Raw genomic sequence first — 13,372 nt, 5'->3', positions numbered from 1 at the left:
CCCCATCTCCAGCGCCATGCGGGTTCCCAGCCAACCGATGAAGGCGGCGAGGGGAAGGAACCACGACATGACCAAGCGCATGGGGAGGGGCCAAGATCAGAGCTTCACAAGCAGGGCCAGGTTGATACGGCTTTCGGTCCGGCGAAGATCGGGAGCCCAGCCAGCCACGGCAGAGCCCAGGGGGCCCTGATTGCCGCCCGGAGGTGTGACGCCGTTTTCGCCTGCGAAATAGGGCACGCTGGCCCCCCGCCTGTTGAACTCGCCACGAAAGGTGATGTATTGGCTGGGCATGTAATCGTAGGTCACCGAGTAATCCCATGCGTGGAAGGGATCGCCCGGGTTGGCCGTGAAATAAGGAGTTCCCGAGGCCGCGGTGGCCCCGTTGACTGGGGGCACCAAGACAAGGTACCGGCCAGGGTTCGTGATGGCGCCGCCGCCGATGGTGATGGCATGGCGGTCGTGGGCGAACCAGAATCGGTTGTAGAGCATCCAGCCGGCAAAATACTGCTTGGGCTCGGCGGCAGTCCCCGAACGACTCACTCCGCCACCCTGTTCGTCACCCAGGTCGAAGGTGAGTGTCGCTGCCACTTTGCTCAGGAGGGACTCCGGCTGGTCGTAGTACTTCCACTGGATGCTGTTGTCCGTGTGGCGGCGGGTGCGTTTCTGGTTGCCCAGCGTGTCCGCGCCCAGAAAATAGTTGTTCGAGATGACATTCAGGCTGCCCGTAGGGCGCCAGTTGAGAGAGGCGCCGATGCCGGGGGTGTTGTTGAAGGTGTTGTAGGACTGCCAGCCGTTGACGAGCCAAAGCTCCAACTTCAGCTTGTCCGTGGGGAAGACCTGGAGGCGCACGCCGTTGAAGAACCAGGGCGTGTTGGCGGAGACATACGAGGGTTGATAGGCCCAGTTGTCGAAGTTGTAGTAGCTGAAGAGGCCGATGTAGGACATGAAAATGCCCGCATCGAGGTTGATGCCCTTCATCACATCCCAGTGGTAGCCGCCGTAGGCCTCGGAGAGATAGCGGTAGGCGTTGCCCGCCTCCCACTGGCCCCGGTTCGGGCTCGCGTCATTGCGGGGTGTCATCGTAGAGTACATTCCGAACTGCGTCATGATGCGGCCCCGGACATTGTCCCAGTGGAAGTCTCCACCGAGGCCCAGCTGCTGCAGCTGGACCTCATTGGTCCGGCCTGTCTCGCAGGAGCCCACGAGGGTATGGTCCTGCGGGTGATTGAAGCTGTAGACCGCGTTGACATCGGCCCGGAATTCGCCCGTGAAGTACTTCGAATCGAGCACAGCCTCCTTCGTGCGGGGATTCCCGTTGAGCCAGGTGAAGTCGGCGAAGGCGAAGGGCTCCGCTGCCTTCGCTGGCCCGGGCCCGACAGGAGCCGAAGGTGGAATCTGAGCCAGCACCGGCAAGCCTGCCAACGCACACAGGAGAAGAGAGGCTTTCATCGAGGCTCCAAACCCGGCTCACCAGCCGGTCGAAGCAGAATGAGCTTCAGGACATTAGGGCGGCGTTAGGGTTTGGAGGGGCGGCGTTAGGATTTTGTTAATACCTCACGCTGCGGCAGGCGATCTCCGAAAGACTCTTCGTCTCGGCCGCGGGAAGGGTTCCGCTCACTTCGGTTGCCCATGACCCGTTGCATGGCGTCCCGCAGAGGCGGCCCCGTCCCGGGCCATCCGTTGCATGGCCCGGGGCCGAACTGCTTCCTGAATCGGACATCTTTTCATTCGCGACACATTTGCTTGGTGTAAATGGATGACCTCTCGGCCCCCCTACGCCGGCACGCGCTTCAGGGCTTCGAGGACCCGTTCGGGCGTGAAGGGCACATGCGTGACCCGCGCACCGGTGGCGTCGAACACGGCGTTGGCCAGGGCGGCGGCCACCGGCACCACCGGGGGTTCGCCGATGCCCTGCGAGACCGAGGTGGCGTTGTCCGCGAAGACGACCTGGATGCGGGGGATGGCGGAGAAGCGGGGCAGAAGGTAGGTATCGAAGTTCTTGTCGAGGATGCGGCCGCCCTTGAAGTGGATCTCCTCGCTGAGGGCCTGCCCGATGCACATGGTGATGGCACCCTCCACCTGCTGGCGGGCCCCGTCGGGGTTCACAACAAGGCCCACATCCACGGCCTCCAGGAACCGCTTGGTCTGGACCTTCCCCGTAGCCTTGTCCACGGCCACCTCCGCCAGGGCCACCACGAGACCCTGGCGCCAGGCGCCGCAGGCCAGGCCGATGCCCCGGCCGGTGGGGCCGGGTGCGGGCTCCCAGCCGAAGGTCTCCACCGCCAGATCCAGGAGGCGCAGAAGCCGGGCATCGGTGATGAGACGGCGGCGGAGGGTCACGGGATCCACGCCGGCCATGGCCGCCAGGGCATCCAGCTGGCTTTCGCGGGCGAACGCGTTGGTGTGGGCGTTGGGGGCGCGCCAGGCGCCGACCTTGAGGGGATGGAGGTTGGGGACGGCCGGGGCCTGGTACCGGTTCGCCTGCATGTCGTAGGGGAGCTCGGCCTCGCCCTGGGAGACGCCCGCCACGGTGCTGTCCCAGAAGGTGATGGCGCCGCGCCCCGCATCCAGGCCGGAGCGGAGCTTCACCACGGCGGCCGGCCGGTAGCCGTCCAGGAAGAGATCCTCCTCCCGGTTCCAGGCCACCTGGATGGGCACGCCGGGGACCTGACGGGCGATGCGGGCGGCCTCGATGGCCCCGGGGCCCACGAGCTTGCCGCCGAAACCACCCCCCACGAACTGGGCGATGATGTGGACCTTGTCCTGGCCCAGCTTGAGGGCCTCGGCCACGGCCTCGCGGAAGACGAAGGGCGACTGGGTGGAGGCCCAGACCGTCATGCGGCCCTCCTCCCATTTGGCGACGGAGGTGTGGGGCTCGAGGGTGGCGTGGCTTTCGTAGGCGTTGCGGTATTCCCCTTCCACCACGGTGGCGGCCCGCTTTTCGCCCGCGGCCACATCGCCGCGGGAGATCACCACGCGCTGACCAGGCGCGGCCTTGTCCACGAGGTATTGGTAGATGCGGGCATCGTCCACATCGGGTTCCGTCCCCTCGAAGGTGCCCTTCACGAGGGCGAGGGCCTTGCGGGCGGTGTCGGGCTGGGGGTGAAGCACCGCCAGGAGGGTGCCGTCTCTTACGATGCGGACGCCAGCAATCCGTTCAGCGGCCGCCGTGTCCGCGGATGCGAGGGTGAGGCCGTGGGCCGGGGGCCGCAGGATGCAGGCGTGGAGCGTTCCGGGGAAACGGAGATCGCCAGCGTATTTGGCGGCGCCGGTGACCTTGGCGAGGGCATCCTTGCGGGGGACGCGGCGCCCGATCACGCTGCAGTCCGTAAGGGGCTTGGGCTTGACCTTGCCCAGGTGCCGCTCCATCTTCCGGCCCTTCACCAGCTCCCCAAAGGTGGTGCGGCGCGCGGGGGACGCCTTCACCCAGATGGCACCATCTTTCAGGGTCAGGTCCGCGACGGGGGCATTGAGCGATTTCGAGGCCATTCGCAGGAGCACGGCCCGCGCCTCCGCAGCGGCGCCGCGCAGGACGGGGGCCGTATGCCACATGGTGAGGGAACCGCCGGTGGGCATGTCCCAGGGACAGAGGTCCGTGTCACCCAGGCACATGTCCACCTGGGCGGGATCCAGCTCCAGCTCCTCGGCCACGAGCATGGCCAGCACGGTCATGGCGCCCTGCCCCAGCTCCACCTTCCCCACGAAGCAGCCCACGCGGCCATCGGCCGAAATCTTCAGGTAGGCGTTGAAGTCCTCGGGGTAGGTTCCGGGCCGGGTGGGCACGATGGGCGCCGAGCCCAAGGGGGCGGTGAAGAAAAAGGTGAGCGCGCCCGCGGCGGCGCCCTGGAGGAAGTCCCGGCGCCTCATCGCACACCTCCCATGGCCTTGCCGGCCGATTCGACCGCGTCCAGGATCCTCACATGGGCCCCGCAGCGGCAGAGGTTCCCCTCCATGGCGTCGACGATCTCGGCCCTCGTGGCCTTCGGTTTCTTCTTCAGGAAGGCCCAGGCGGCCATGATCATCCCGGAGGTGCAGTAGCCGCACTGGAAGGCGTGGTGCTCCTGGAAGGCCTCCTGAACCGGGTTCAGCTTCCCGTCCAGGGCCAGGCCTTCAACGGTGAGCACCGATTTCCCAGCCACATCGCCCAGCGGCGTGGAACAGGAGAGCACCACCTCGAAGTCGACGAGCACCGTGCAGGCCCCGCAGAGCCCCGCCTCGCAGCCCACCTTGGTACCCGTGAGCCCCAATTCGTCGCGCAGGACCCATACCAGCATCCGATCACGGGGGCTCGTGACGGTAACCGGCTTGCCGTTGAGCATGAACGAGACGGTGGCGTTCATCGGGAACCTCCGGGACGGGCATGGTGCGGGAATGTCACATTATATTCTTGGAACCGAAGAACAACGCTGAACCGTATTGGCACTCTGGATAGGAGAAGGCCATGGCACGAGCACCCTTCACCGCAGATTGGGTACAGGCAGGGATAGAGACTTTTCAGTGGGGGAAGAAGGCCGCCTACTGGAAGGGCCATAAGGGTTGGTGGGCCTCCCGGCAGGGTTCTGATGGGATCAAGGGCCCCTTCCGAACGCCAGGTGCTGCGCGGAAATGGGCTGAAGAACCTTTCCGGGAACAGCATCGGATCGCCCAGCAGAAGGAACGCGACCAGGCCCTCCGGGCGATGGACGCAAAAAGGGCCAAGCTCGCCTCGCAGAAGGCGAGGGCCTTGGCTCTGGCTGAAGCCCGTGAGGCCAGGGACCTCGTCACCTGGAACGGGCTTCCCGTCGGAGCACGCATTGTTCAGCCGGGCCAGGTCTGGGTCATGAAGGATCCCCGATTCCAGCAGCACCAGATCCTTGTGGTCGAAGTAAAAAAGAGAATCGCCGTCGTTCTCGCCAAAGACTCAGCGGGCACTCCTTGGGGGAGATCAGCTCGCGAGCCCCGGACCCTGGGCCACCTTCCCCGCCTGTACCGGCTGATGGGCCTGGCGAAGGTTCCTGGCCCGCCGAAGCGCCAGCGTCCATGACCGAGCCGATCAGGGGGCCTGGGCAGTCAGCGGCATGATCTATTCGCTGCTTTCATTTGTCCTGAAATCACACTTCGGGATCAGACGGAGGATGCTTCCTGAAGCGGGCCCATGTCCGTTCACGACATACAGGTGGACAACCGACCTCGCACTGCTTGACATTCCGTCAAGCAATCGAGCCAAATCCTCGCTAAAGACCCCCGATTTAGTGCTTCCCATCACCTCTTGAGGGCCGCCTCTCCCCGGGCCCGGCTCCTGCGGCTAGAGTCATGTCGTCCTGTTTCCGGCCATTGAACCATGCCGCGCAGCCTCGGGACGGGCACCGCGGACCTTCCCTTCATGCACCCTTCCGACCGGAGCTCCGGCGCCGGTTCCACCCCCCTTCCTTCACCGGAGGAACCATGAGCCAGTATGTCAACGAAGTCCTTGAGGGCCTCAAGAAGAAGGCCCCCTGGGAAAGCCTCTTCATCCAGGCGGCCACCGAGATCCTCCACTCTCTCGCCCCGGTCCTCGAGAAGGAGCCCAAGTACAAGAAGAACGCGATCCTCGAGCGCATGGTCGAGCCCGAGCGCGCCATCTCCTTCCGCGTGCCCTGGGTGGACGACAAGGGCCAGATCCGCATCCACAACGGCTGGCGCGTGCAGTTCAACAGCGCCATCGGGCCCTACAAGGGCGGCATCCGCTTCCACCCCAATGTCACCCTCGACACGCTGAAGTTCCTGGGCTTCGAGCAGATCTTCAAGAACAGCCTCACCGGCCTGCCCATGGGCGGCGGCAAGGGCGGCTCCAACTTCGATCCCAACGGCAAGTCCGACGCCGAAGTGATGCGCTTCTGCCAGTCCTTCATGATGGAGCTCTTCCGCCACATCGGCCCCGACACGGATGTGCCCGCCGGTGACATCGGCGTGGGCGGCCGCGAAGTCGGCTACATGTTCGGCATGTACAAGAAGCTCGCCAACGAGTTCACCGGCGTGCTCACCGGCAAGGGCCAGTACTGGGGCGGCAGCCTCGTGCGCCCCGAAGCCACGGGCTACGGCGTGGTCTACTTCGCCGAAGAGGCGCTGAAGACCAAGGGCGACAGCATGCAGGGCAAGAAGGTGGCCGTGTCCGGTTTCGGCAATGTCGCCTGGGGCGCCGTCACCAAGGCCACCCAGCTGGGCGCCAAGGTCGTCACCATCTCCGGCCCCGACGGCTACATCTATGATGCCGACGGCATCAGCGGCGAGAAGATCGAGTACATGACCGAGATGCTCCGCATCGACCGCATGTCCGTGGCCCCCTACGCGCAGAAGTTCAAGACCGCCCAGTTCCACGCCGGCAAGCGCCCCTGGGAGCAGAAGGTCGATGTGGCCCTGCCCTGCGCCATCCAGAACGAGCTGAACCTCGACGAGGCCAAGAACCTGATGGCCAACGGCTGCAAGGCCGTCATCGAAGGCGCCAACATGCCCAGCACCCTGGATGCCGTGGAGTTCTTCCAGGCCAACACGGGCAAGATCCTCTTCTCCCCCGGCAAGGCCTCCAACGCCGGTGGCGTGGCCACCTCGGGCCTGGAGATGAGCCAGAACTCCATGCGCCTGGGCTGGACCGCCGAGGAGGTCGACGCCCGTCTGCACCAGATCATGATCAACATCCACAAGTCCTGCGCCGACGCGGCCGCCCGCTTCGGGACCCCCGGCAACTATGTGAACGGCGCGAACATCGCCGGCTTCATCAAGGTGGCCGACTCCATGATCGACCAGGGGCTCGTGTAGTTCCCGATCTTTCCCGTACGCAGAAAAGGGGGGCCGCATGCGGCCCCCCTTTTCTGCGTAGATCGCTACACTGCCTGAAATCGCCGGGGCCCCAATGATCAGCCGCGAATTCAACGAGATCTTCCACAAGTACGCCACGGACAAGGAAATCTTCCATGACCTGATGCCCCTGCGCGCGCGGGAGATCCTGCTGGTGGCGCCCGCCTTCGATGCCTTCACGCTGGAGCAGGACGGCCTGCTGACGGAGATCCTCTTCGAGGGGTACTACCAGCTCAACATGAGCAACCCGCCACGGGTGACCAATGTGTCCACCGTGGATGAAGCCCTGGAAAAATGCGCCAGCCGCCACTTCGACATGATCATCGTCATGAGCCGCCTGGGCCAGGGCGGCCATGTCGAGCTGTCCCGCGCCCTGCGCAGGGCTGACGCCAAGATCCCCATCTACCTCCTGCTGAACGACAATGTGGAGGTGGGCGTCATGGACCGGCGGCGCCAGGATCTGCTGCGCCACTACGACCAGATCTTCGTGTGGAACGGCAATTCCGAGATCTTCATGGCCATGGTGAAGTTCATGGAGGACAGCGCGAATGTCCTCAACGACACCCGGGTCGGCCTCACCCGCGTGATCCTGCTGGTGGAGGACAGCATCCGCTACTACTCGCGGTACCTGCCCATCCTCTACAGCGAGATCCTCAAGCAGACCACGCGCCTGGCCAAGGACCAGAATGTGGACCGCATGGCCCGCACGCTCGCCATGCGCGTCCGGCCCAAGGTCATCCTGGCCACCTCGTACGAAGAGGCCATGGCCTTCTGCGACCAGTTCCAGGACTGCCTGCTGTGCGTGATCTCCGACCGCAAATACCCCAAGGGCGGCGTGCTGGACCGGGAGGCCGGCATCAAGCTGATCCGCGCCCTCAAGGAGCGGATCCCCGACCTGCCCACCCTGCTGCAGTCCTCCGACCCCCTCAAGGAATCCTGGGCCACGGCCCTGAACAGCGGCTTCCTGAACAAGAACTCGTACACGCTGGGCGCCGAGCTCTCCAGCTTCTTCTACGAGCGGCTGGGCTTCGGCGATTTCATCTTCCGCGACAAGCTGGGCGCCGAGATCGCCCGGGCCACGAACATGGAGGACCTGCGGGAGAAGCTGCGCAGCGTGCCTGTGGAGACCCTGGTCTACCACGCCTCCCGCAACCACTTCTCGGCATGGATCATGGCCCGCGGCGAAGTCCAGGTGGCCAAGGTGCTCGCCAAGTTCCGCATCTCGGACTACCGCGACCCCGAGGAGATGCGCACCTTCCTCATCAATGTGGGCGACTATGTGCAGCGCATGAAGACCCTCGGGAAGGTGGTGCCCCTCACCGACTCCACCCCCAAGGACGAGCCCAACATCCTCCGCCTGGCCGCCGGCTCCATGGGCGGCAAGGGCCGCGGCGTGGCCTTCACCCACTCCCTGCTCTCGCGCCTGGATCTGGAGAGCCAGATCCCCGGGGCGACCATCCGCATCCCGCGGTCGGCCATCATCGGCACGGGGGAGTTCACGGACTTCATCAACCGCCACGACCTCCGGCAGATGCTCCAGGAGGAGGCGGACGACGATGTCATCAAGCGCCGGTTCCTCGCGGGCTCCCTCACCCCGGAGCTGATGGCCAAGCTGCGCCTCTTCCTCGCCAAGCACGCGACGGTGCCCCTGGCCGTGCGCTCCTCGGGCCTGCTGGAGGACAGCCTCTCCCATCCCTTCGCGGGTCTCTACAACACCTTCTTCCTGCCCAACAACCACCCGGACCCCGCCGTGCGGGAAGCCCAGCTGGCCGAGGCCATCAAGCTGGTGTACGCCTCGGTCTACTCCAAGGCCTCCCGCTCCTACTTCCAGGCCATCGACTACAAGATCGAGGAGGAGCAGATGGCCATCCTCATCCAGGAGGTGTCGGGCAGCCGCCACGGCGACCGCTTCTATCCGCACCTCTCCGGAGTGGCCCAATCCTTCAACTACTACCCCGTGGCCTACACCCAGCCCCAGGACGGCATCGCCAACATCGCCGTGGGCCTGGGCAAGTATGTGGTCGAGGGCGGGAAGGCCTACCGCTTCGCGCCGCCCTATCCCGAGATGGACATGCTCCCGCCCAAGGAGCAGCTGCGCACCACCCAGAAGCACTTCTATGCCCTGGACATGAGCCGGACCTCCGTGGACCTCTACGGCGGCGAGGATGGCACCCTCCTCCACCTCGACATCCAGGAAGCGGAGAAGGACGGTGCGCTGCACCACTGTGCGTCCGTCTGGGACTGGAACGACGACCGCATCCACGACGGACTGGACGCGCCGGGGCCCCGCATCGTGAACTTCCGGAACATCCTCAAATACGATCAGTTCCCCCTGGCGCAGATCCTCCAGCGCCTGCTCGAACTGGTCCGGGAGGCCATGGAGACACCCGTGGAGATCGAGTTCGCGGTGAACCTCGATCCCGACCCCCAGACGGGAAAGCCCACCTTCACGCTCCTGCAGATCAAGCACCAGCTGCTCGAGAGCGGCGATGTGAACCTCTCCACGGCGGATCTCGACCCGGCGGAGCTCTTCCTCTTCTCTGAGCGGTGCGTGGGCAACGGCATCGTGGAGGGCCTGCGGGACATCGTCTGGGTGGATCCCGAGGGCTTCGACAAGTTCGAGACCCCGGCACTCGCCGCGGAACTGGAAAAGCTCAATGACCGCTTCCGGGCGGAAGCCGGAAAGTATGTCCTCCTCGGGCCCGGCCGTTGGGGCAGCAACGACCGCCACCTGGGCATCCCCATCCAGTGGTCCATGATCTCCTGCGCCCAGGTGATCGTGGAGTACGCCATGGAGAACTTCCAGGCGGACGCCTCGCTGGGCTCCCACTTCTTCCACAATGTGACTTCGCTGAACATCGGCTACTTCACCGTGCCCTACCCCCGCGGCTCCAGCCTCCTGGACTGGGATTGGCTGCGCCGGCAGCCCGAGATCTGGCGCTCGGGCTGCCTCGTGCACAGCCGGGTGGAGGCCCCCGTCCACATCGTCATGGACGGCCGGCGCAGCGCCTCGGCGATCTTCAAGCAGGCCCCTCAGCCCGTTCCACCGGAGGTCGAGGACGAGTTGTAGCCAGGGCCCCCCATCCCCATGAGCTTCCAAGGTTTCCTTCCGTTAAAGTGGAAGCTGGAGGGGCCCTTGATCCACCATCCCGGCAATGTATTCGTGGTCTCCGCCCCGTCGGGGGCGGGCAAGTCCACGCTGGCCCAGCGGCTGGTGCAGAGCGTGCCGGACCTGATCTTCTCCATCTCCTTCACCACGCGGAAGCCGAGGCCCGGCGAGGTCGACGGCCGGGACTACTTCTTCATCGACGAGGACCGCTTCGACGCGATGGTGCGCGAGGGCGGTTTCGTGGAATGGGTGCAGGTCTACGGCCACCGCTACGGCACGGGCAAGGAGTGGCTGAACGGCGTGCTGGCCACGGGCCTGGATGTCCTGCTGGACATCGAGACCACGGGCGCCCTGAACCTGCGCCGCGCCATTCCCGATGCCCGCATGATCTTCATCCTGCCGCCCTCGGCCGCAGCCCTGGAGCAGCGCCTGCGCAGCCGCGGCAAGGATTCCGACGAGCAGATCGGCATCCGCATGCGGCACGCCCGGCACGAGATGGAGCTCTACCACGCCTACGACTACCTGGTGATGAATGACGACCTCGAGCTCGCCTACCGGCAGTTCGAAAGCATCGTCTACGCCACCCGGACCAGCCGGGAGCGCATGGCCCCCGTGGCCCAGAGGATCCTGGAAGGCTTCTAGCCCGGAGCAGGGGTATCCTGGAGGCATTCTCCCCGGGAGCCTCATGGCCCGTTTCGTCAAGCGCAATTGGATGTGGATGGTCATGGCGGTCACCGTCGCCGTGGCGGGCCCGCTGCTGGCCCGGACCAACGGCGAGGGCGCGCGGCAGCGCAGCCTCGAGACCCTGACCGAAGTCATGGACCTGGTGCAGAAGCAGAGCCCCGAGCCGCCGGCCCCCCGGCAGCTCACCCACGCCACCATCCAGGGCATGCTGCACACGCTGGACCCCCACTCGAATTACATGGATGAAAGCGAGTTCCGCCTGCTCCGCGAGGAGCAGAAGGGCTCCTTCTTCGGCATCGGCGCCATCATCCAGCAGCACGACCAGGGCATCGCCATCATCAGCCCCATGAAAGGCGGCCCGGCCGAGCGCCTGGGCGTGCGCTCCGGCGACATCATCAAGGAGATCGACGGCGCCAATACCGAGGGCATGAGCTCCAATGCGGCCCTCCAGAAGCTGCGCGGAGAGAAGGGCACCCTGGTGGAGATCGCCGTCCAGCGCACCGGCGTTCCCGACCTGCTCCGCTTCTCCATCCCCCGGGCCGAAGTGCCCACCAACAGCGTCTACTACAGCTTCATGCTGAACCCCACCACGGGCTTCATCCTCATCAAGGACTTCGGCGAGACCACCTCGGAGGAGTTCGAGAAGGCCGTGACCACCCTGAAGAAGCAGGGCATGAAGCAGCTCATCCTCGACCTGAGGCAGAACGGCGGGGGCGTGCTCGACGCGGCCATCGGCATCTGCCGCCAGCTCCTCGGCCCCGACCAGCTCATCGTGAGCCAGAAGGGCCGCGACGGCCGGGACGAGAACCAGACCCGCACCAGCAAGGGCGCCCAGCTCGACCCGTTCCCCCTCGTCATCCTCATCAACCGCGGCTCGGCCAGCGCCAGCGAGATCGTCACCGGCGCCGTGCAGGATCACGACCGGGGTCTCGTCGTGGGCCAGACCAGCTGGGGCAAGGGCCTCGTTCAGAGCGTGGTGACCATCAACCGCTCCCGCGGCCTCCTGCTCACCACGGCCCGCTACTACACGCCTTCGGGCCGCAGCATCCAGCGGGACTACTCGCACGGCCTGGACGACTACTACAACCCGGAAGACGAGAAGGACACCAAGCCGCAGGGGCCGGCCTTCAAGACCGATCTGGGCCGTACGGTCTACGGCGGGGGCGGCATCAACCCCGACTACTCGATCCCCTCCGTCAAGTTCAGCGACTTCATGGTCAACCTCCGCTTCCGCCACTCGGCCTTCTTCCGCTACGCCGTGCACGAGAAGGAGCACTTCGGCATCCGGCCCGGCCAGCACGCCGACGAGATCGTCATGGCCCGCTTCCGCGCCTGGGCCCTGGAGCAGAAGCTGACGATCTCCGACCAGGAGTGGGAGGCCAACCTGGCCGCCATGCAGGAGCAGCTCTCCATCGAGATGCAGAATGTGGCGTTCGGCATCGAGGCGGGCTTCAAGATCCAGTGCGAGAAGGATCCCGCCATCCTCCGGGCCATGGAGGTGATGCCGGAGGCCGAGGCCCTGCTCCACAAGAAGCAGCTCACCACCCGCGCCACCCCCACGACAGCCGCCACCCTCCGCTGAAGCGAGGCCCCCATGGATGTCACGCTCCCCGAGCATGTTGAAGCCCTGCGCCAGGAAGTGCGCAGGTTCGCGGAAAAGGAGATCCGCCCCCATGTCATGGCCTGGGACGAGGCCAAGACCTTCCCCATGGCCGTGGTGAAGCAGCTGGGCGAGATGGGCATGATGGGCGTCATCTTCCCCGAGGAGTACGGTGGCGCCGGCATGGGCTACCTGGAATACGCCGTGGTGGTCGAAGAGCTCTCCCGGGTGGACGGCTCCGTGGGCATCACCGTCGCCGCGCACAACAGCCTCTGCAGCAACCACATCTTCGCCATGGGCAGCGAGGCCCAGAAGCAGCAGTACCTGAGGCCTCTCGCCAGCGGCCAGGCCCTCGGCGCCTGGGGCCTCACCGAGCCGGGTTCGGGCAGTGACGCGGGCTCCCTCCGCACCTCCGCCAAGAAGGAAGGCTCGCACTACATCCTGAACGGCACCAAGACCTTCATCACCCATGGCACCGTGGGCGACATCTTCGTGGTGATGGCCCGCACCCGCCCCTCCGAACCCGGCCGCAGCAGCGCCGACGGCATCAGCGCCTTCGTGCTGGAGAAGGGCATGAACGGCTTCCGGGCCGGCAAGCAGGAGAACAAGCTGGGCCTGCGGGCCAGCGACACCTCCGAGCTGATCCTCGAGGATGTGAAGGTGCCCGAAGCCAACCTCCTGGGCGAGGACGGCCTGGGTTTCAAGCAGGCCATGAAGACCCTCGACGGCGGCCGCATCAGCATCGGGGCCCTAGGCCTCGGCATGGCGCAGGGCGCCTTCGAGGAGGCCGTGCGCTACAGCAAGATCCGCTACACCTTCGGCAAGCCCTTGGCGGACCATCAGGGGATCCAGTTCAAGCTGGCGGACATGGGCACGGAGATCGAGGCCGCCCGCCTGCTCATCTACCGCGCCGCGGGCCTGAAGGACCAGGGCCTGCCCTACGCCAAGGCCGCCAGCATGGCCAAGCTCTACAGCTCCGAGGTGGCCTGCCGCGTGGCCAACGAGGCGGTGCAGATCCTCGGCGGCTACGGCTACACCAAGGACTACCCGGTGGAGAAGTACTACCGGGATGTGAAGCTCTGCACCATCGGCGAAGGCACCAGCGAGATCCAGCGCACCGTCATCGCCCGTTACCTGCAGTCCGAATACTGATTTCCGGAGTACTC

9 protein-coding genes are annotated in these 13,372 nt (G+C 65.7%); 6 read left to right on the top strand and 3 right to left on the bottom strand.

All coding sequences use genetic code 11. The annotated features are described in order from the left end of the window. Positions 1-96: 96 nt before the first annotated feature. The 3 genes from QUD34_RS00660 to QUD34_RS00650 all read right to left on the bottom strand — a co-directional run bounded on the left by QUD34_RS00660 (position 97) and on the right by QUD34_RS00650 (position 4,340). Positions 97-1,449: an outer membrane beta-barrel protein gene (locus QUD34_RS00660; protein ID WP_286354656.1), complete on the bottom strand. Its 1,353-nt coding sequence runs from the start codon at positions 1,447-1,449 to the stop codon at positions 97-99. Positions 1,450-1,773: 324 nt separating this feature from the next. After that, positions 1,774-3,867: a xanthine dehydrogenase family protein molybdopterin-binding subunit gene (locus QUD34_RS00655; RefSeq protein ID WP_286354655.1), complete on the bottom strand. Its 2,094-nt coding sequence runs from the start codon at positions 3,865-3,867 to the stop codon at positions 1,774-1,776. Beyond that, entirely contained in the window at positions 3,864-4,340 is a 477-nt protein-coding gene (locus QUD34_RS00650; RefSeq protein WP_286354654.1) for a (2Fe-2S)-binding protein, read from the bottom strand. The genes QUD34_RS00655 and QUD34_RS00650 overlap by 4 nt, the downstream gene beginning before the upstream one ends. Before the next feature lie 101 nt (positions 4,341-4,441). Here QUD34_RS00650 and QUD34_RS00645 point away from each other — a divergent pair, with 101 nt between their 5' ends. The 6 genes from QUD34_RS00645 (at position 4,442) to QUD34_RS00620 (ending at position 13,358) form a co-directional block, all read left to right on the top strand. Continuing rightward, entirely contained in the window at positions 4,442-5,023 is a 582-nt protein-coding gene (locus QUD34_RS00645) for a hypothetical protein (protein ID WP_286354653.1), read from the top strand. A gap of 401 nt (positions 5,024-5,424) precedes the next feature. Then, positions 5,425-6,774, top strand: a complete 1,350-nt coding sequence (gdhA, locus tag QUD34_RS00640; protein ID WP_286354652.1) for an NADP-specific glutamate dehydrogenase — start codon at positions 5,425-5,427, stop codon at positions 6,772-6,774. Between the two features lie 94 nt (positions 6,775-6,868). Next, positions 6,869-9,883 (top strand): PEP/pyruvate-binding domain-containing protein, encoded by a 3,015-nt coding sequence (locus QUD34_RS00635; RefSeq protein ID WP_286354651.1) that lies wholly within the window; start codon positions 6,869-6,871, stop codon positions 9,881-9,883. A 66-nt stretch (positions 9,884-9,949) separates the two neighbouring features. Beyond that, entirely contained in the window at positions 9,950-10,564 is a 615-nt protein-coding gene (gene gmk / locus QUD34_RS00630; protein ID WP_286354650.1) for a guanylate kinase, read from the top strand. A 43-nt stretch (positions 10,565-10,607) separates the two neighbouring features. Further along, entirely contained in the window at positions 10,608-12,188 is a 1,581-nt protein-coding gene (locus QUD34_RS00625) for a S41 family peptidase (protein WP_286354649.1), read from the top strand. 12 nt (positions 12,189-12,200) lie between these two features. Further along, positions 12,201-13,358: an acyl-CoA dehydrogenase gene (locus tag QUD34_RS00620; protein ID WP_286354648.1), complete on the top strand. Its 1,158-nt coding sequence runs from the start codon at positions 12,201-12,203 to the stop codon at positions 13,356-13,358. Positions 13,359-13,372 lie beyond the last annotated feature (14 nt).

The sequence above is a fragment of the Geothrix oryzae genome (genome assembly GCF_030295385.1).
Taxonomy (GTDB): Bacteria; Acidobacteriota; Holophagae; order Holophagales; family Holophagaceae; genus Geothrix; species Geothrix oryzae.
The sequence above is the reverse complement of the archived record's forward strand: the minus strand, read 5'-3'. Positions and strand labels throughout refer to the sequence as shown.